Below are 19,020 nucleotides of genomic sequence, written 5' to 3'. Positions count from 1 at the left end.
TTAATTATGGAACGTAGAAAATTTATTCAAAATTCGATGATATTGGGTGGTGCAACCATCCTACCGCAATCAAGCGTATGGGCACAAAATATAGAACAGGGAGGCATTGATAAACTTATGAATGACAAGGGAGAGTTCATACAAGCAGATTTACCATACGCCAAGAATTTCTTGGAACCTTGCATGGACGAAGAAACACTTTATTTACATCACACATTTCACCATGGTGGTGCGGTAAAAGGGGCTAATAAAGACCTTGAAATGATAAATAAAGCCATGTTGGACGGAAACCTTGAACTGGTTGACCATTGGACGCAAAAACTTTCCTATCATTTTTCGAGTCATATTCTTCACTCTATATTTTGGACAAATCTGACCAATAAGAAGAATAACCCAAAAGGAACACTTTTAAAATATATTGAAAAGAGTTTTACCAGTTTAGATAATCTAAAGGCTTTACTTGCTCAAGTTTCTAAAGCTGTCGAATCAAGTGGCTGGGGCATTTTAGCCTATCAACCATTTACCGACCGTCTTACGGTGCTGGGTTGTGCAGACCATCAAAAACTAACACAATGGGGCTGTATCCCAATCCTAGTCATTGATGTCTGGGAACACGCTTATTATCTAACCTATCGTAACCGCAGAGCAGAATTTGTAGATTGTATCATGGACATCATCAATTGGGACAATGTAGCCCAACGATTGGATGTCGCTTTAAACATAAAATAGATGTTAAATAAAATTTTAAATATATCACTTCATAACAGATTGCTTATTCTGCTGGGTGCGGTGGTGTTAAGCGTGTTGGGCGTGTATTATGCAAAGACGATGAATGTCGATGTATTCCCAGACTTAACAGCGCCAACGGTAACTATTCTTACCGAAGCCCACGGCATGGAATCCGAAGAAGTAGAAAAATTAGTCACCTATCAACTGGAAACCGCTTTAAACGGTTCACCCAATGTAAGACGAATCCGTTCCTCTTCGGCGGCAGGGGTTTCCATTGTTTGGGTAGAATTTGAATGGGGAACCGATATTTATCGCGCGCGACAAATTGTGAGCGAGCGTATTCCAATGGTTCGGGAAAATTTACCTGAAGGCATTGGAGCGCCAACAATGGCACCCATTTCATCCATTATGGGTGAAATAATGCTCTTGGGTGTAACGTCGGATAGTTTGTCGCCAATGGAATTGCGAACACTTTCAGATTGGACCATTCGTCCACGTATCAAAGCCATTGGCGGTATTGCCAATGTGGTGGTGATTGGTGGCGAATACAAACAATACCAAGTGTTTGCCAATCCTGAAAAGATGAAACATTACAACGTGAGTCTTGCCGAATTGGTAGAACACGTTAAGGAAGCCAATGTGAATGCACCAGGTGGTGTAGTGAACCAATACGGAAACCAATACATCATTAAAGGAAGCGGTAGAGCCTATGTGTTGGAAGATTTGCGAGAAGCTGTTGTGAAACAAATCAACGGACAAACCATCAAAATAAAAGATGTAGCAACGGTTCAAATTGGAGCATCTGATAAAATTGGTGATGGTTCTTTAAATGGCAAGGAATCAGTAATATTAACCATTGCAAAACAACCTGATGTCAATACCTTAAAATTGACCGAACAATTGGATGAAGCCATTGCCGATTTGCAAAAAACCTTACCTCAAGGAGTAGAAATCAAAAGTCGGATTTTTAGACAATCCGATTTTATTGAAGCTTCTATCAGTAATCTTAATATGACCCTATTAGAAGGTGCGTTTTTTGTGGTGATTGTGCTTTTTATATTCTTAATGAATTGGCGTACAACAGTCATTTCACTATTAGCCATTCCTATTTCATTATTGGTTTCAATCATCATATTAAAATGGTTAGGATACACCATAAACACAATGAGTTTAGGTGGTATGGCCATTGCTATTGGTGCATTGGTAGATGATGCCATTATCGATGTGGAGAATGTTTATAAACGGTTGCGGGAAAACAGTCGTTTACCGAAATCAGAACAACAATCGGTTATTACGGTGGTTCGTGATGCTTCGGTAGAAATCCGTAGTTCCATCATCATTGCTACCTTAATCATCATTGTGTCATTCGTGCCACTATTCTTTTTAAGCGGAATGGAAGGCAGATTGCTACAACCTCTTGGTATTGCCTTTGTAACATCGGTATTAACCTCATTGATTGTAGCTGTAACCGTAACACCTATTTTATGTTCGTATTTATTGGACAATGAAAAGCTTCTAAATAAACAAGCCGATGGCACAAAAGTAGAACGCTGGCTTCAAAAGCACTATGCCAATACCTTGGATAAGGCTGTTAAAATCCCTAAAACCATTATCGGTGTGACTCTAATTGTCTTTCTGTTAAGTTTAGCAGTGGCAACCCAATTGGGGAGAAGTTTTTTACCTGAATTTAACGAAGGTTCATTAGTGTTAAGTGTTGTTGGGCCACCAGAAATGTCTTTGGAAGAAAGCAATAAAACAGGGAAACAAGTTGAAAACTTATTGCTTGAAATGCCCGAAGTAAATGTAGTAACTCGCCGGCAAGGTCGTGCAGAATTGGACGAACACGCTCAAGGTGTAAACGCTTCCGAAATTGATGTGCCTTTTACTTTGGAAGATAAAACCAAAGAGGAATTTTTTGAAGAAGTCCGTACCAAATTGAGTATCGTGCCGGGTGTAAACATCACTCTTGGGCAGCCCATAGCACACCGTATAGACCACATGTTATCGGGTACACGTGCCAACATTGCCATAAAGATTTTTGGTTCAGATTTGCAACGCCTATTCGAATTGGGTAAACAAGTAGAACAGAACATAAAATCCATCGATGGATTAGCGGATGTAGCAGTTGACCAACAAATTGAAGTACCGCAAATACGAATCCAGCCCAAGCGTCAAATATTGGCAGCATATGGTATGACCGTTGGCCATTTGATGGAGCAAATAGATATTGCCTTTGCAGGTGAAGAAGTGGGTGAAATTTATGAAGGCCAACAGTATTTCGATTTGGTAGTGCGTTACGAAAAATCATTTCGTGACAATATAGCAAACTTCAAAAAGACCCTTATAACTTTACCAAATGGTGGACAAACCGTATTGGGCGAATTGGCAACCATCGCTTCGGTAAGCAGTCCTAATACGATAAGCAGAGAAGATGTGCAACGCAAGATTGTAATCGCTGCCAATGTGCAAGGCAGGGATTTACGTAGTGCAGTGAACGAAATTAAAGAAGTGGTAAACAACACCATCAATCTGCCCGAAGGCTATCGCATTCAATATGGCGGACAGTTTGAAAGCGAATCAAAAGCATCACAGTTGTTATTTATAACCGCTTTTTTAGCAATTGGTATTATATTCTTGTTGTTGTATTACGAATTTAAAAATGTAAAACTGGCATTTGTGGTATTGATTAATCTGCCTTTGGCTTTGATTGGTGGTATTTTGATTGTTTACTTTACTTCAGGAATTGTAAGTATTGCGGCCACCATTGGTTTTATCAGTTTATTTGGTATTGCCACAAGAAACGGTATTCTGTTGGTATCTCGCTATGAAGATTTACGAAAGGAAGGCAAAACAGGAATAGACCTCATTAAATTAGGCGCATTGGATAGATTGAACCCTATTTTAATGACCGCTTTCACCACAGGTTTAGCATTGATTCCCTTGGCATTGAAAGGCGGACAACCCGGTAGCGAAATACAAAGCCCAATGGCAGTGGTTATTTTAGGTGGATTATTGTCCGCAACCATTTTAAATTTGATTGTAATTCCTTGCGTGTATCAATTAGTGACAAAAAAGAAAGGCTAAACATTTATTTGAGCTACTTCTTCATGAAGTGGTTCAAATTTTATCGAATTGAAACACCAACGCTAAAAGCCATGCACATTTGCAATTACTCATGTATTTTTAAATTGTTTTGGGATTCGTGAACTTGCGTTTCGCACCAATTGACACACAAGCCAAAAAATGCAGTAGAGTATGTCTTTGCCAACGCTACAAATAGAACCTAAGAAGTAGAAATAAACAACTAAGAACTATATAAAATAGCGGTTAAAGTGCATAAATGAAAATGAATTTTATAAATTTAAGGTCTGTTATAATCCGAAAAGTAAATGCTTAAAAATTCACTACTTCTTTATACAATGCCGTTAAACGAACACTATAATTCCAATATTCAACTTCGAAAGTTTAACAAACCTTTTAAACTTTCAGCGAAAGCGATATCTATAAATTTTCAATACATTTGTTTTTCGTAAAAATTAATGAGATTCCCTCCCGATATTCATCTGGATTCAAGGGAATAACTAAACATATCATTTCAATGAAAAACACAGCTTTAACAAAAACCCACGAAGCTCTTGGGGCTAAATTAGTGCCTTTTGCAGGTTTTAATATGCCTGTACAATACGACGGTGTCACTATAGAACACGAAACCGTTAGAAAAGCCGTTGGTGTTTTTGATGTATCGCATATGGGCGAGTTTTTAATTGAAGGCGACCATGCTTTAGAATTGATTCAAAAAATAGCAAGCAACGACGCTTCAAAATTAAGTATTGGTAAAGCACAATACAGTTGCATGCCAAACGAAACGGGCGGTATTGTAGACGATTTGATTATATACCAAGTTAAAGAACACACCTATTTGTTAGTTGTAAATGCCGGTAACATTGAAAAAGACTGGAATTGGATTCAGTCTAAAAACAATGTTGGAGCCATTATGCGCGATTTAAGCGACGATTATTCGTTACTTGCCATTCAGGGTCCCAAAGCAGTTGAGGCGATGCAAAGTTTAACCACTCATGATTTGTCTGCCATTAATTTTTACAATTTTATTGTAGGCGATTTTGCAGGTATCGAACATGTTATTATCTCTGCAACTGGTTATACAGGCAGCGGTGGTTTTGAGATTTATTGTAAAAACAACGAAGTTAAACAAGTTTGGGACAAGGTATTTGAAGCTGGAAAAGATTTTGGCATCAAACCAATTGGCTTAGCAGCTCGTGACACCTTACGTTTAGAAATGGGCTACTGCCTTTATGGAAACGATATTAATGACAGCACCTCGCCTATAGAAGCTGGTTTGGGCTGGATTACTAAGTTCACAAAAGATTTTACAAACTCCGAAGCCTTAAAAAAGGAAAAAGAACAAGGTCCTGAACGTAAATTAATCGCTTTTGAACTAGATGAACGTGGTATCCCACGACACGATTACGATATTGTAGATAGCAACGGGAACAAAATAGGCATTGTAACATCGGGCACCATGTCGCCAAGTATTGGTAAAGGTATTGGGTTGGGTTATGTGCCAACTGTTTTTTCTGAAGTTGGCAGTAAAATCTACATCCAAATACGCAAAAACGCTGTACCAGCGACGGTTGTTAAATTACCGTTTTACAAAGGTTAATATGCAAAACTACAAGGCTATTTTGGAAGAAATTTATACCGATGGTCTAAATGCAACGGATAAAGGCACAGTCGCTTCATATATTCCAGAGTTAGCCCATATTGATAAAAATAACTTTGGTATTCATTTAAAAACATTAGATGGTATTGAATATGGTGCTGGTAATTTCAACACCCCTTTTTCAATACAAAGTATTTCTAAAGTTTTGGCATTATCTAAAGCCATGGCTTTAATTGGTGAATCCGTTTGGAAACGTGTAGATGTTGAACCTTCTGGACACCCATTTAATCAGCTAGCTTTATTAGAATTGGAAAATGGCATCCCAAGAAACCCACTAATTAATTCTGGAGCCATAGTTATTGCAGACATACTTTTATCGCATTTAAAAAATCCGAAAGAAGACTTTTTAAATTATGTTCGAGAATTAACTAGTGATACCAATATAAACTACAATTTAGAAGTCGCTAAATCTGAAAAAAACACAGGTTATAAAAATTTTGCAGCAGCTAATCTTTTAAAATCGTTTAACAATTTAGTGAATTCTGTTGATGATGTTTTAGATTTCTATTTTCATCAATGTTCTATAGAAATGACTTGTAGTCAACTATCAAACGCATTTTTCTTTTTGGCAAACAAAGGTTATTGTTTAACAAATACAGCACATTTAACCAAAACCCAAGCAAAACGCATAAATGCCATTATGCTTACTTGTGGGTTTTACGATGAAGCTGGTGAATTTGCTTTTGAAGTTGGTTTGCCTGGCAAAAGTGGTGTTGGTGGTGGTATTGTAGCATTGCTTCCTAATCATTTTGTAATTACCACATGGTCTCCTGGACTTAACAAAAAAGGAAACTCGAAGTTAGGCATGCTTGCACTCGAGCAATTTACCACCAAAACCAAACTATCCATTTTTTAAGATAATAACGCACTGTACTTATGTTAAAAAAAGAAGGGAAGCATCACATATTAATTTTAGGTGCCAGTGGTTTTTTAGGTTACGCTATTTATAAAGAACTTTGCCCCTACTTTAAAACCTATGGTACCTACAACACCAGCAACAGCCAATGGGAGAAGAACCATCAATTTTTTCAATATAATTTTGAAGAAGATGACGTTTATGAAATACTTGATGTTGTAAAACCTACCATCATTATTTCGGCACTTCGAGGTGATTTTGCAACCCAGTTTATTGCACATAAACATATGGCAGAATATGTGTTTTTAAAAAAAATAAAAATCATTTTTTTGTCATCGGCCAATGTTTTTGATGCCTATAGCAAATATCCAAGTTACGAAGAAGACAAAACCTATAGCAACAGCATCTACGGGCATTTCAAAATTAAAATTGAGAATATGTTGCTACGCCTACCAAAAAACCAAGTTGTTATTTTAAGACTTCCTATGGTTTTTGGAAAACAATCTCCCAGAACTCAAGAAATCATTCAAAATATAAACGAAAAAACACCCATTGAAGTGTTCCCTAATTTAATAATGAATGTAACGACGGATAGCAAAGTATCTCTGCAAATACACTACATTATCAATCGAAACAAATCGGGTATTTTTCACTTAGGTAGCACAGATTTGATACACCACGACGAATTCATAAAAGACATTACAAAATCTTTAGGTCTAAAAAACGCCATTTACAAACACGTATACACTACCAACGACGATCGCTATTTAGCTGTATTGCCAAAATATAATTTACTCCCCAAAAACCTGCAAATAATAAGTCAAGACATCATAAGCGAGTTAGCCATATAAAGTCTTTGGGCGTTTCCCCTTCCGAAGTTTCGGGGTTGCTGTGGTTTTTTTTTTGATACAACCCTTAAAGTCGAGGTATTTACGATGTAAATACAAAACTGCATCAAAAAATCCTGTAGGTTATCGTTATATAATAAAGCAATTACCAATCGTTTATCATTTGAAATTAGTAAATTTACAATCAACAAAAAAACCATCATTATGAGCAAGCTATCAGCCGAAGACATAGAAAAAAGATTATTAAATTTTCCAGAATGGGAGTATTACGACGATGCCATTCATGCCGAATTTGAATTCGAAAATTTCAAAGACTGCTTTAGTGCCATGAGTAGAATCGCTTTCGAGTGTGAAGCGTTAAACCACCATCCAGATTGGTCTAACGTTTACAATGTTCTAACTATTTCATTAACAACACACTCTGCAAATGGTGTTACCGAAAAAGATTTCAAACTAGCTAAAGCCATTGAAGCTATTGTAGAACCTGACGACGAGGATTAAAACCAAGTAATCGGTTTGCAGTATGGTTAAATTATAAAAATTAACATCTGTTATTTCAATTCGTAGATTTTTTTAAATTTGCAGCAGTTAAAAAACTTTTAAATTTTAATTTTAGTATGGGAAGAGCTTTTGAATTTAGAAAAGCACGTAAAATGAAGCGTTGGTCTGCTATGAGCAAGGCATTTACACGTATTGGTAAAGACATTGTAATGGCAGTAAAAGAAGGCGGTCCAGACCCAACCGGAAATGCACGTTTAAGAGCTGTTATGCAAAATGCCAAGGCTGTAAACATGCCTAAAGACAATGTAGAACGCGCCATAAAGAAAGCAAGTGAAAAAGGTCAAGGCGACTATAAAGAGGTTATTTTTGAAGGTTATGCCCCCCATGGAATTGCTGTTTTAGTTGAAACAGCAACTGATAACAATACCAGAACCGTTGCCAATGTACGTAGTTATTTTAATAAATGCGATGGCAGTCTAGGCACTTCGGGTTCGGTAGTATTTATGTTTGACCATACCTGTAATTTCAGAATTAATGCGGAAGGCTTAGATGCCGAAGAAGTAGAATTGGAATTTATAGATTTTGGAGCAGAAGAAGTTTTTGCCGATGAAGATGGTATTTTAATTTATGCTCCTTTTGAAAGTTTTGGAGCCATACAAGCCGCTTTAGAAGAAAAAGGGATTGAAATTTTATCATCTGGTTTTGAACGTATTCCTCAGGTTACAAAAAAACTAACCCCAGAGCAAGTTGCCGACGTTGAAAAACTTTTAGAAAAATTAGATGATGATGATGACGTGCAAAACGTATATCATACCATGGAAGAAAGTGAAGAGTAAGTTTATAAAAATACCAAATAGAAAAGGCTATCAAAATAAATTGATAGCCTTTCTTTTTCATAGCAATTATGAAGCCCAAAATCATTTAATTCTTATAATTGTATTAGCTCAAGTCCCGTTATTCACTATGCACTTATCAAGTATTAAATAGATTATGAATACTTTTAATGTATTAATATTTACTGATAAAAACTGATGAAGCAGAAGCTAAATCATTATTCACAACAGGCATTAAATTACCACCGCTACCAATATTGTTAAACGCTAGTATTCTTCCTCCTCCATTTCCAGCTTCAGCAATAAAAACTGTTTTTGTAACATTATCATAAGCAACATCAACAGGGTTTCCTAATAAAGTTAAGCTTCCTGCAACACGAGTTTGTTGTGACAAAGTCAAGGTTCCTCCATTAGCGGTATTATTAAATTTAGAAGTGAAATTTTCTATCACATGAAAAGCACCATCATCTTGAGTGTTCATGGCAGAAGCTATATCTGTTAGCACCATAGTGTTAGACATCGCATCGTATGTCAAACCATGAGTTCTAACAATTCCTTCAATAACTATCTTTTTAGACGCAGAAACAGAAGCATTTGTAGAATTTGACAAAAAGTTTTTATAAATAGCTAATTGATTGGTTGCATCAACAACAGCATATAAATCATCTCCATCAAAAGCAATACCCCAAAGTTTAAAATCGGTAGTAATAATATTTCTTAATGTAAAACTGTTTCCGTTCTTGGTGTAAATAAATAATCGACCATCTGGTGTATTGGTATCTCCATCTACATCAGCATTATCAGCTACTACATAAAAATTACCTTTAACGGCAAGTTCTCTGGGACTTGTCATATCTGTACTGCCCGAAATTCCAATAGTAACAGAAGCCCCAGTTGTATTTAAAGAAGCGTTAGAATAACCTTCTAAACTAAAACTAGAGCGAGATGCCTGAACGATTACATCGTTTTTTTCATCATAATAAACACCATCGGCAGCAGTAGTAGTAGTTAATAAGGTTGTTGAAGTTACAGTACTTAAATTTGTAACATCATAATACGTTATGTTACCGTTAGAATTGTTTGAAGCAAACAAATACGTTGATAAATTAGTTTGATTGTCATCGTCGTTACTACAAGATGTTAGTGCTACAGAAAAAAACGTAAAAAAGGCTAAGGCTGTAATTAAATTTAATCGTTTCATAGGTTATAGATTTTAGTGTTATGCCATACCTACGTAATTTTTTAGAAGAAGGTTTTATGGTTTTTAAAAAAAATTGTCTCAATAAAATGTTCTAAATTTGATATTGTATTTTTAAATTATATTTAGAATAAGTAATGAGTAAGAAATTGATTAAATGGGGCATTATCGGTTGTGGTGATGTAACCGAAGTTAAAAGTGGTCCACCTTATAGATTAACCGAAGGTTTTGAATTGGCAGCAGTAATGCGTCGTGATGCCCAAAAAGCAAAAGATTATGCTATAAGACACGGTGTTAAAACCTATTATACCAATGCCGATGATTTAATAAATGATGATAATGTAGATGCTATTTATATCGCAACACCTCCAGATACGCACAAACTTTATGCTTTAAAAGTTGCCGAAGCAGGTAAAATATGCTGCATTGAAAAACCAATGACACCCAGTTATTCGGAAAGTTTAGAAGTTTATAATATATTCAAAGAAAAGCAACTACCTTTATTTGTCGCCTATTACAGACGCTCTTTACCTCGATTTTTAAAAATTAAAGATTGGTTAAGCCACAACTATATTGGTGAAGTAAGGCATATTAACTGGCATTTTAGTAAGCCTGCAAGTAATTTAGATAAATCAAATGACTATAATTGGCGTACTGATTCTAAAATTGCTCCTGCTGGTTATTTTGATGATTTAGCAAGTCATGGTCTAGATTTGTTTAATTTCCTTTTAGGAAATATCAAAGAAGCTCACGGTATTAGTTTAAATCAACAAAAAAATTACACGGCAAAAGACGCTATTACAGCTTGTTGGCTACATGAAAATAACATAACAGGTTCTGGAACTTGGAATTTTGATTGCCATGATTCTTTAGATAAAGTAACCATTTATGGCAGTGAAGGAAAAATTGAATTTTCCATATTCCATGAAAATGCCATTGCATTAGACAGTAAAACCAAAACCGAAGCACTTTTTATTGACAACCCAAAACATATTCAAATTCAACATGTTGAGGGCATGCGAGATATGTTAATCCATAATAATTTTGTACATCCATCTATGGGACTTTCTGCACTTCATGCCAACTGGGTAATGGACAAAATTATTGGGAAAATTTAAACTTCTTTTTAATTATTTAGAGTTCAATCAGTATATTCTAAACAATTATCAACAGGGTCTCCTTTATTAAAAACAAAAAAGCTACTTCAAAAATAAGTAGCTTTTGTTTTGTGAGCTAGTCATGTTTCTTTTTAGGAACAAAATATTGTTTACTTTATGTTTCATTTACTAACACAGTAAATATAAAACAATTTCTATGCCACATTTGTATAAATGTAAATAAAACAAATTATATTTATAAGTGACTTTTGCTAAATCTTGGGGTCTCACAAGTATTTAAAACCTTAAACTTATAACATATGAGTAAATCACTATCTTCTACTAAAGCTGGTTTTGGTACGCTTCCCGTATTTTTAACAGCGATTTCTACCATTCTTGGTGCTGTTATGTTTTTAAGATTTGGATTTGCTGTTGGATCGGTTGGTTTTATGGGTACTTTGCTTATCATTATTATTGGACACTTAGTAACCATTCCCACTGCAATGGCATTAGCGGAAATTGCAACCAATCAAAAAGTAGAAGGTGGTGGAGAGTATTTTATAATTTCCCGGTCTTTTGGTGTTAATATTGGTGCCGCCATTGGCATTGCTTTATATTTATCTCAAGCCATTAGTGTCGCTTTCTATGTTATTGCTTTTGGTGAAGCTTTTGAAGCTATTAAGCCATGGGTTGTTACAGAATTTGGTTATGAAATATATGATAACAGATTATTTACAATTCCTGCTTTATCATTATTAATATGGCTAATGGTAACAAAGGGCGCCGATTTAGGTATGAAAGCTCTATACATTGTAGTTACCATTTTAGCAGTATCGCTTGTTATGTTTTTTATGGGGACAACAGATTATGCACAAGTTTTTGATAGTTCCCAAATATTTAAAAACATAGAATCAGACAAAGGGTTTTTTTATGTTTTTGCCATAATATTCCCAGCATTTACGGGTATGACTGCCGGTGTTGGATTGTCAGGCGATTTAAAAGACCCTAAAAAATCCATCCCCATGGGTACATTGGCTGCAACTATTATAGGTATGGTTATATATGTTTTTATAGCATATAAGTTAACCATATCTGCAAGTGCTTCCGATTTGGTAAACAATCAACTCATAATGAGCAAAATTGCTTATTGGGGGCCTATTATCCCCATTGGTTTGGCGGCAGCAACCATATCATCAGCTTTAGGCTCTTTTATGGTAGCACCAAGAACTTTACAGGCAATTGGCGGCGATAAAGTTTTTCCAAACAAATATGTTAATTTTTGGGTGTCAAAAGGAACAAAAAAAAATAACGAGCCTAGAAACGCAACCATTTTAACAAGTGCAATTGCTATTGTTTTTGTTTTAATGGGTGATGTAAATGCTGTAGCAGAAATTATATCTATGTTTTTCATGGTAACTTATGGGTCTTTATGCCTTATTTCTTTTATGCAACACTTCGCTGCCGATCCTTCCTATCGCCCTTCCTTTAAGTCTAAATGGTATCTCTCTCTTTTAGGAGCCATTATGTGTATTTACCTAATGTTTAAAATAAATACGCCATATGCTGTAGCTGCCATTTCATTAATGGTGGTTTTATACTTTTATATTTCAACTAAAAGTGATAATAACAAAGGAATGGCAAGCATTTTCCAAGGGGTTATTCATCAATTCAGCAGAAAAATGCAAGTGTTTTTACAAAAGGCAGATAAAGACATTACAGAAGAAAATTGGCGTCCAGCAGTATTGTGTTTATCTAAAGATAGTTTTGAGCGTTTTGGGGCTTTAGAAATGATGAAATGGATCTCTCATCGTTATGGTTTTGGAACTTACATCCATTTTGAGAAAGAGTATTTTTCTTCAGAATCTAAAAAAGCAGCAGCAGAAAAGCTCGATAAGCTAATTAAAATGGCTTCGACAAGTAAATCAAATGTGTTTTTAGAAACCCTTATTTCTCCTTCAAATACAGCGGCCATTATACAGGCTATACAACAACCAGGTATTTCTGGCCAACCAAATAACATGATGCTTTTTGAATATAAAAAAGGTAAAAAAGAATGGCTAACCAATATCATAGATAATTATAGCGTCCTTAAAACTGCACAATATGATTTGTGCATATTAGCGAGTTCTGATAAAGGTTTTGGACATAAAAAAGATATACATGTGTGGATACGTAAAGAAGATTATGAAAATGCCAGTTTAATGATTTTACTATCCTATATTATCCTAGGTCATTCTGATTGGAAAAATGGTGAAATAAAACTTTTTGCTACTTTTCCTAAAGAAAATTTAAAACAAGAACAAGAAAATTTAATAGAACTTACTAGTTCTGGAAGGCTGCCAATATCTGCCAATAATATCCGAGTGTTACCATTAGATCATGATAAAAATAGGATAGATATTATAAATGAGTATTCTATTGACGCCGATTTAACACTTATTGGTTTTCATGAAAGCATGATGAAATTAGATAATAGTATCGAGCTTTTTGATGCATACAACAAAATAGGCAATGTGCTTTTTGTAAACACATTAACGTCAAAATTCATTAAATAATTAGTTTATTTTGTTAACCCGAAAGAAAAAAGGCTGTCTGAAAAGTGTCATTCTGTGTCATATCGTGCCTGTCGAAACATTTTTACGTATTTATAATCAACATTGGTTTCAACAAGCCAAACCTGACAAAGTAAGTATAAAGACACTTTTCAGACAGCTTTTTATATAATTTTAAACTTCATCGGAATACGTTGAACCTTCAAAAGTTTCTGTATATTTTAAATCTTTAAACCAATAGGATGAAGATATTATGGAAAATGTTATGGCATTTGCTTCTGTTTCTTCTTTTTTTAGCTGCCAAATAATATTTTTAGATTCTTCAAATCCATTACCTTCTAATTGTTCATGGTAAAGCCTGTTTATTAGTGTGTTTTCTGGCATACCGTTAACCAATAAACGTATTAATGCAGATTCAGGTTCAGACGCAAATACTTTTAAATCTTCAGTATTATTTGCTGTTACTTTAAATGTAAATTGAACTGCTTCCGGATACGGAAATTTACCATTATAGGTTTCATAAAGCAATTGCGTTGCATTAAAAAGTTCTTCATGAAATGATAAATCTGCGTATTCTTCATAAACCTTTTCCTCTTGCATTTCATTAGATAAATTCTCAATTTGCCCAGAGTTTAATCGTTCATTAAAAATATATTTCAGAATAATTTCTGCTGATTCTGTTGGGTCATTTTCTGAAAGAAGAATCAAGCATGTTTCTTTTAATTCTGCTAGAGGAATTTCATTTATAGCATCATAATCCATTAACTCAAGCAAATCTTTGTAATGTTCAAGATTCCATGCATTTGGTAATTCTGTAATGGTTGAAAACTTAATAAGCTCTACTTTATAAAGTGCTGGCATATATTCTAGTTTTTATTATAAATTAAGAAACGATACGAGGTTGTTATTTAGATTTCCAATGTTCATAATTTTGGTAGATATTTTTGTAAAAACGAATGTGACCTTAATAATTTATCAATAATTATTATTTTTTACTATTTATTTTTTGCCTTAATAATAGTAAATAACCAACCAAAACACCAATTCCAAAACTGCCTAAAATAATTAGCACTCTAGACATAGATAGTTTCCAAACAAAGAATTTTACATCTATAACTTCTGCATTTTGAATTGAAAAAATAACAATAATTAAAGCAAATAAGAGACCTATAATCGTTCTGAGTTTCATCTGTTTATTATTTAATGTTTTTAAGGAAGTAAATTTTTACTATTTTTTAATAATTTGAGATTTATCATTTAACCCTTCTACATTAATTTCTGGGCTACCATAAACATACACATAACTTCTATCTTTAGCATAAAGACTTAAATATTTACTAGCATAAACATAGATATCAGATGAGTTTGATGCGTTTATTTTAGCATTGGTAACTAGTAAGTTTTTTGCTTTTACGTTTACAGACCCTGATGTAATTAAATTTAGATTATCACAATTACCTTCAATATTCATATCGGCTTTTTTACTCAATATTAAATCGAAATCATCAATAGAAAGGCTTGCTTTTAAGGAGGAATTATCGTTTAAAGCCATAGTTGATGTAACACTTTTTAAGTTTAATTTTCCTTTAGTTGAACTGTTTAACTGCAATGAAAACATAGTTGAATTTATATCTAAATCAAACTCTGAATTGTCAAGACACAGCAGTGTTAAATCGGTTCCGTTTATGTTGTTTTGCCCGTTTAGTTCAGCATCGTTTTTAAGTGTGATTTTATTCAATTCTTTGCAGGTTACATATATTTCCAAGCTTTTACTAGAAGTAATTTTATTAGATGTGTAAATTTTTAAAACACTATCTACTACTTCAAATTTTATACTGCTAATTAAATTAGAGTCTGCTTTTAGTCTATAACCTTCTGAAAGTGTTTGCATGATATTAACTTCTAAATCATCTGCTATTTCAATTTCATTAAAAGCATTTAAATTATCATATACTTCTATTACTTCTCTGTTTCCTTTAATTTTTTGCTTTTTTTGAGCATTACTATTTAAGGTTAGTAAAACCGCCAATACTATTATTAATGTTCTCATTTTTTTTATATTAGGTTTTTATAAAAAGAGTCGATTATTCTCCACTATTAATATTTTGAGAGAATTATTGAAGCATTGAATAATCGATCTCTTAGTTTGGTAATTAATGTTATTAATTACTATTATTAGTAATTAAGTTTCAGATTTTGTATTTTCTTTTCTATCTATGTTTTTATCTATTACCCCTTTTTAGTTACTCGTTTGTCTACTAATTCGTTAATTGGAATTACTATTACATCATCTTTCACCTTTATGCATATGCAAATATTATCTATGGATTCTATTTCACCTGTAATGTTATCTATAGATATGGTTTGTCCAACTTCAAAATTTCTTTTAGAGTAAAAAGAGAAAAGTAAACTTTTTATAATTTCTTTTGAGCCAAATCCAAATCCAATGGCAATGGTTAATAATAAAGCTCCTAAAATAATGGTCAGGTTGTTTGTAATAATGTCTGTATTAATACCTGCTTGATTTAAAGCTGTAATGGTAATTGTCACTATAATGACGTAAAAGACTAGAGAACTTATGGCTCTTTCTCCCACCAAATCAAACGATTCAAACAAACCTTGAATAGCTTTTTTTATAAAATTGGCTATATATAAGCCCACCATAAATAAAGCGATAGCACTAAAAAGCCTTGGAAGGTAACGCAGTAAATTACCTATTTCAACCGAAACAATTTTCCAATCCATCACATCTGAAGCAATTATTAAAACTACTAAATACAGAATCCACTTAATAAAGGCAACAATAACGTTGGTGACATTAAATTTTAAATTGGCTTTGCCAAAAAGGTTCTTTTCATTTATAATTTCAGTTAATCTATCAACTTTGGCAAAATTTAAAGTACGTTTTAAAACGTAAGCTGTAATTTTGACGATTATCCAACCAATAATTAATATGACTATGGCGAATAGTATTTTTGGTCCAGCAGTTGCAACGTTAACTGCCATTTGGTTAAGTGATTCTGCCATTAATTCTTTAATACTTGTAATTGTTTCCATTGGTATATATTTAGTTATTCCTTCTTTTTGTTTTTTTCGAAAAATGTTTTCGCGGCACTCGGGTAATTAAATGTGAATAAATCGGTTATTTCCATCAATAATTTGATTCTTGCTACATCTGCCATAACTTTGTTTTTAAGTTCTTTTGGAACTTCCTGTAGGGGGTGCGCTATTTTTTTGAATGGGTTTTCCATAAATCTTTATCTAATACTGTTATATGCCTCAATTATTCTAGCCTTCGCTCTTTTTAATCTCATTTTAACGGCACTTTCACTAATTTCTAAAACCGTTGTAATGTTTTTTATTGAAAAATCATCTTGATATTTTAATAAAAGAATCATTTTGTCTTCTGGAGCTATAACTTCCAATGCTTTTTTTAAAGTTTTTTCTTTTAACAGAAATAAAGAAGAATCTGCTACTTCAATAAGCAAAGGGCTATAATCTTCAACATCCATATCATTCGTACTAACCTTTTTTAAAACATGCTTGTTTACATAATCTACACACATGTTATAGGTGAAGGCATAAAGCCAGGTTGAAAATTTCGATTTACCAGAAAATGATGACAGCTTCTGAAAAAGTTTTACAAAAACATCTTGTGTTAAATCTTCTGACTCTACCCTTGTTTTAGTAAAGCTGTAACATTTGTTATAAACTAAATGAGAATATCTTTCATACAGAATTCCAAATAGAATGTCATTATTGGTTTTAATAATACTTTCTACAAGTTCCTCATCGGTTAGATTTTGGAATTCGCTGTTCGTTTTCAAGGTGTTTTTTGGTTGGTTATACTATTATGACTGAAATTTTTAAAAAAAGTCACTTTATTTTGAATAATACTCAAAAATATAACTATTCTAATGGGGAGTAATTAGTTTAATTTAGTAGTATGTTTCCCTTTTAAAGAGGCTAATAGTTTAAAGGTAATTATTATAAAGGAATATTTTTAATAATATTTATTAAGAGTATTTTGGTACTTTGCCTTTAACACCTTCAAAAAAATGATGCATAAATTCAAAATCTGCTTTTATATCACCGGTTGTGTAAAAAGGTTCTGAAATTTTATTTTGTTTATTTTCAAAATCGAGTGTAAACATAATAATGGGCACATTGGCCTTTTTTGCTATAAAATAGAAACCCGTACGCCATTCTTTTACTTTTTTTCTAGTACCTTCAGGCGCCATAGCCATTCTAAACTCTTCTTTTTCTTTAAAAAGTTTAACAATAGCATCCACCTTGTTTTCATTTCTACTTCTGTTTATTGGAGCTCCTCCTAAGGCTTTAAAAAAATATCCGAAAGGAAATACGAATAGTTCTTTTTTGCCAACAAAATTGGTTTTAACTTTCAATACAGCACGTAGTAAAATACCAATATAGAAGTCATGCCAACTGGTATGGGGTGCTGCTATTATAACAGCTTTTTTAATAGTATTTTTAGATAAACTGGTATTGCCTACAACTTTCCATCCTAATACTTTAAAATAAATAAGTTTGGCCAACCATTGCATATCACATTTTTTGATAAAGTTCTTTTAACTTTTTATGCGTGATAAGTTGCTTCCAATTTTTGCCTAACGCATTTTCCCAAAGTGGTACTAAGTTTAAAGCAATGTTTATCATTTTATCAAAATCTTCATCGCCTAAATCACTACAGATACCTTGAGGCAACGAAATTTGATGCTTTTCTTTCATGGCTTTAAAAAGTCTCACACCATCTGGATAAAACTCTTCTAAGTGGTCAAAAACAATACAATTTCCAACCCCATGTTTTATACCTAATAAATATGCTAAGGGATAACTCATGGCATGTGCAACACCTACTTGGGAATACGCTATGCTCATTCCTCCGTGCCATGAAGCCATCATGAGTTTTTCTTCAGATTCTTCGGTTGTTAAATTATTCTCTAAAAATATTTCTTTGCACAGCTCTAAAGCCATAGTGCCATAGGTTTGGCTAAAAGTATTTAAGTACGTGCCATTTAAAGATTCTATACAATGTATATAACAGTCCATACCTGTGTAAAACCATTGGTCTGTGGGTATGTTTTTAGTAAGTTCGGAGTCTAAAATAACTTGATCAAAAGGTGTAAAATCTGAATTAATGCCTAATTTTTTTTCAGGTCCAATAAGAACCGTTGTTCTAGACACTTCGGCACCAGTACCCGATATGGTTGGAATGCCAACATGGTACAAAGCGGCATGTTTTACTAAATCCCAACCTTGATAATCTTTTGCTTCACCTTCATTAGTAAGCATAATAGAAACAGCTTTTGCTAAATCTAAAACAGAGCCACCACCTATACCAATAATACCAGAAGGTAATTCTTTTGTGGTTAAAATTATGTCCTCGACCAACTCATCTACTTGCGATGTTTTTGGTTCTTCTTCAGTAGAAATAAATAGTATTTTATCATCGTAAGCTAGCGGAATTCGTGATGTTAACCATAAATTATTTTTAAACACGTCATCTATTAAGTAAATAAACGGAGCGTTCATGCTTAAGCGTTTTGGGGCTAAAATTTCACTTAACTGGTTGAAACTACCTCTGCCAAAAACAACTTTTGACACCATTGGAAAGTTTTTATAACTCATTTAATATGTTTTCTTT

The 19,020-nt window shown here is 33.6% G+C and carries 18 protein-coding genes; 9 read left to right on the top strand and 9 right to left on the bottom strand.

All coding sequences use genetic code 11. The annotated features are described in order from the left end of the window. Nucleotides 1-6 precede the first annotated feature (6 nt). The 7 genes from VP395_RS09825 to VP395_RS09795 all read left to right on the top strand — a co-directional run bounded on the left by VP395_RS09825 (nt 7) and on the right by VP395_RS09795 (nt 8,511). The gene (locus tag VP395_RS09825; RefSeq protein WP_346241831.1) at nt 7-729 is read left to right on the top strand and encodes a superoxide dismutase; all 723 of its coding nucleotides are present in this window, start codon (nt 7-9) and stop codon (nt 727-729) included. After that, on the top strand, nt 730-3,813 hold the full coding sequence (locus VP395_RS09820) for an efflux RND transporter permease subunit (RefSeq protein WP_346241830.1): 3,084 nt from the start codon (nt 730-732) through the stop codon (nt 3,811-3,813). It begins immediately after the preceding gene. 514 nt (nt 3,814-4,327) lie between these two features. Next, the gene (gcvT, locus tag VP395_RS09815) at nt 4,328-5,410 is read left to right on the top strand and encodes a glycine cleavage system aminomethyltransferase GcvT (protein ID WP_346241829.1); all 1,083 of its coding nucleotides are present in this window, start codon (nt 4,328-4,330) and stop codon (nt 5,408-5,410) included. A 1-nt stretch (nt 5,411) separates the two neighbouring features. After that, a complete protein-coding gene (locus VP395_RS09810) occupies nt 5,412-6,326 on the top strand; it encodes a glutaminase (RefSeq protein ID WP_346241828.1) in 915 nt (304 codons plus the stop codon). A gap of 20 nt (nt 6,327-6,346) precedes the next feature. Then, nucleotides 6,347-7,177: a sugar nucleotide-binding protein gene (locus tag VP395_RS09805; RefSeq protein WP_346241827.1), complete on the top strand. Its 831-nt coding sequence runs from the start codon at nt 6,347-6,349 to the stop codon at nt 7,175-7,177. Nucleotides 7,178-7,378: 201 nt separating this feature from the next. Then, nucleotides 7,379-7,675 carry a 4a-hydroxytetrahydrobiopterin dehydratase gene (locus VP395_RS09800; RefSeq protein WP_346241826.1) on the top strand — a complete coding sequence of 99 codons (297 nt, stop codon included), beginning with the start codon at nt 7,379-7,381 and terminating at the stop codon, nt 7,673-7,675. 116 nt (nt 7,676-7,791) lie between these two features. Further along, entirely contained in the window at nt 7,792-8,511 is a 720-nt protein-coding gene (locus tag VP395_RS09795; RefSeq protein WP_346241825.1) for a YebC/PmpR family DNA-binding transcriptional regulator, read from the top strand. Between the two features lie 172 nt (nt 8,512-8,683). Here the strand turns inward: VP395_RS09795 and VP395_RS09790 are convergent, their stop codons facing one another. Beyond that, nucleotides 8,684-9,709 (bottom strand): hypothetical protein, encoded by a 1,026-nt coding sequence (locus VP395_RS09790; protein ID WP_346241824.1) that lies wholly within the window; start codon nt 9,707-9,709, stop codon nt 8,684-8,686. Between the two features lie 134 nt (nt 9,710-9,843). Here VP395_RS09790 and VP395_RS09785 point away from each other — a divergent pair, with 134 nt between their 5' ends. Beyond that, on the top strand, nt 9,844-10,824 hold the full coding sequence (locus VP395_RS09785) for a Gfo/Idh/MocA family protein (protein ID WP_346241823.1): 981 nt from the start codon (nt 9,844-9,846) through the stop codon (nt 10,822-10,824). A gap of 299 nt (nt 10,825-11,123) precedes the next feature. Then, complete coding sequence (locus VP395_RS09780; RefSeq protein ID WP_346241822.1) at nt 11,124-13,358, top strand: amino acid permease; 2,235 nt, start codon at nt 11,124-11,126, stop codon at nt 13,356-13,358. Between the two features lie 171 nt (nt 13,359-13,529). Here VP395_RS09780 and VP395_RS09775 read toward each other — a convergent pair whose 3' ends face one another. From VP395_RS09775 to VP395_RS09740, 8 genes are all read right to left on the bottom strand, one after another. Then, nucleotides 13,530-14,216: a hypothetical protein gene (locus VP395_RS09775; protein ID WP_346241821.1), complete on the bottom strand. Its 687-nt coding sequence runs from the start codon at nt 14,214-14,216 to the stop codon at nt 13,530-13,532. A gap of 124 nt (nt 14,217-14,340) precedes the next feature. Then, nucleotides 14,341-14,544, bottom strand: coding sequence for a lipopolysaccharide assembly protein LapA domain-containing protein (locus tag VP395_RS09770; RefSeq protein WP_346241820.1), 204 nt, complete (start codon nt 14,542-14,544; stop codon nt 14,341-14,343). A 39-nt stretch (nt 14,545-14,583) separates the two neighbouring features. Further along, nucleotides 14,584-15,405, bottom strand: coding sequence for a head GIN domain-containing protein (locus VP395_RS09765; RefSeq protein WP_346241819.1), 822 nt, complete (start codon nt 15,403-15,405; stop codon nt 14,584-14,586). 179 nt (nt 15,406-15,584) lie between these two features. Next, nucleotides 15,585-16,412: a mechanosensitive ion channel family protein gene (locus VP395_RS09760; RefSeq protein WP_346241818.1), complete on the bottom strand. Its 828-nt coding sequence runs from the start codon at nt 16,410-16,412 to the stop codon at nt 15,585-15,587. A gap of 14 nt (nt 16,413-16,426) precedes the next feature. Further along, the gene (locus VP395_RS09755; protein WP_346241817.1) at nt 16,427-16,606 is read right to left on the bottom strand and encodes a hypothetical protein; all 180 of its coding nucleotides are present in this window, start codon (nt 16,604-16,606) and stop codon (nt 16,427-16,429) included. A gap of 6 nt (nt 16,607-16,612) precedes the next feature. Then, nucleotides 16,613-17,182 carry an RNA polymerase sigma factor gene (locus VP395_RS09750; protein ID WP_346241816.1) on the bottom strand — a complete coding sequence of 190 codons (570 nt, stop codon included), beginning with the start codon at nt 17,180-17,182 and terminating at the stop codon, nt 16,613-16,615. A 189-nt stretch (nt 17,183-17,371) separates the two neighbouring features. Next, a complete protein-coding gene (locus VP395_RS09745; RefSeq protein WP_346241815.1) occupies nt 17,372-17,920 on the bottom strand; it encodes a 1-acyl-sn-glycerol-3-phosphate acyltransferase in 549 nt (182 codons plus the stop codon). Between the two features lies 1 nt (nt 17,921). Continuing rightward, on the bottom strand, nt 17,922-19,004 hold the full coding sequence (locus VP395_RS09740) for an iron-containing alcohol dehydrogenase family protein (RefSeq protein ID WP_346241814.1): 1,083 nt from the start codon (nt 19,002-19,004) through the stop codon (nt 17,922-17,924). Between the last annotated feature and the right edge of the window lie 16 nt (nt 19,005-19,020).

It is taken from the genome of Mariniflexile soesokkakense, assembly GCF_039650365.1.
GTDB classification, from domain to species: Bacteria; Bacteroidota; Bacteroidia; order Flavobacteriales; family Flavobacteriaceae; genus Mariniflexile; species Mariniflexile soesokkakense.
This window is presented reverse-complemented; position numbering and strand designations above follow the sequence as displayed.

What these genes read in the sequence shown, in the direction of transcription:
- VP395_RS09825 (WP_346241831.1), top strand. Translation starts at nt 7, where the DNA reads ATGGAACGTAGAAAATTTATTCAAAATTCGATGATATTGGGTGGTGCA.
- VP395_RS09820 (WP_346241830.1), top strand. Translation starts at nt 730, where the DNA reads ATGTTAAATAAAATTTTAAATATATCACTTCATAACAGATTGCTTATT.
- gcvT (WP_346241829.1), top strand. Translation starts at nt 4,328, where the DNA reads ATGAAAAACACAGCTTTAACAAAAACCCACGAAGCTCTTGGGGCTAAA.
- VP395_RS09810 (WP_346241828.1), top strand. Translation starts at nt 5,412, where the DNA reads ATGCAAAACTACAAGGCTATTTTGGAAGAAATTTATACCGATGGTCTA.
- VP395_RS09805 (WP_346241827.1), top strand. Translation starts at nt 6,347, where the DNA reads ATGTTAAAAAAAGAAGGGAAGCATCACATATTAATTTTAGGTGCCAGT.
- VP395_RS09800 (WP_346241826.1), top strand. Translation starts at nt 7,379, where the DNA reads ATGAGCAAGCTATCAGCCGAAGACATAGAAAAAAGATTATTAAATTTT.
- VP395_RS09795 (WP_346241825.1), top strand. Translation starts at nt 7,792, where the DNA reads ATGGGAAGAGCTTTTGAATTTAGAAAAGCACGTAAAATGAAGCGTTGG.
- VP395_RS09790 (WP_346241824.1), bottom strand. Translation starts at nt 9,709, where the DNA reads ATGAAACGATTAAATTTAATTACAGCCTTAGCCTTTTTTACGTTTTTT.
- VP395_RS09785 (WP_346241823.1), top strand. Translation starts at nt 9,844, where the DNA reads ATGAGTAAGAAATTGATTAAATGGGGCATTATCGGTTGTGGTGATGTA.
- VP395_RS09780 (WP_346241822.1), top strand. Translation starts at nt 11,124, where the DNA reads ATGAGTAAATCACTATCTTCTACTAAAGCTGGTTTTGGTACGCTTCCC.
- VP395_RS09775 (WP_346241821.1), bottom strand. Translation starts at nt 14,216, where the DNA reads ATGCCAGCACTTTATAAAGTAGAGCTTATTAAGTTTTCAACCATTACA.
- VP395_RS09770 (WP_346241820.1), bottom strand. Translation starts at nt 14,544, where the DNA reads ATGAAACTCAGAACGATTATAGGTCTCTTATTTGCTTTAATTATTGTT.
- VP395_RS09765 (WP_346241819.1), bottom strand. Translation starts at nt 15,405, where the DNA reads ATGAGAACATTAATAATAGTATTGGCGGTTTTACTAACCTTAAATAGT.
- VP395_RS09760 (WP_346241818.1), bottom strand. Translation starts at nt 16,412, where the DNA reads ATGGAAACAATTACAAGTATTAAAGAATTAATGGCAGAATCACTTAAC.
- VP395_RS09755 (WP_346241817.1), bottom strand. Translation starts at nt 16,606, where the DNA reads ATGGAAAACCCATTCAAAAAAATAGCGCACCCCCTACAGGAAGTTCCA.
- VP395_RS09745 (WP_346241815.1), bottom strand. Translation starts at nt 17,920, where the DNA reads ATGCAATGGTTGGCCAAACTTATTTATTTTAAAGTATTAGGATGGAAA.
- VP395_RS09740 (WP_346241814.1), bottom strand. Translation starts at nt 19,004, where the DNA reads ATGAGTTATAAAAACTTTCCAATGGTGTCAAAAGTTGTTTTTGGCAGA.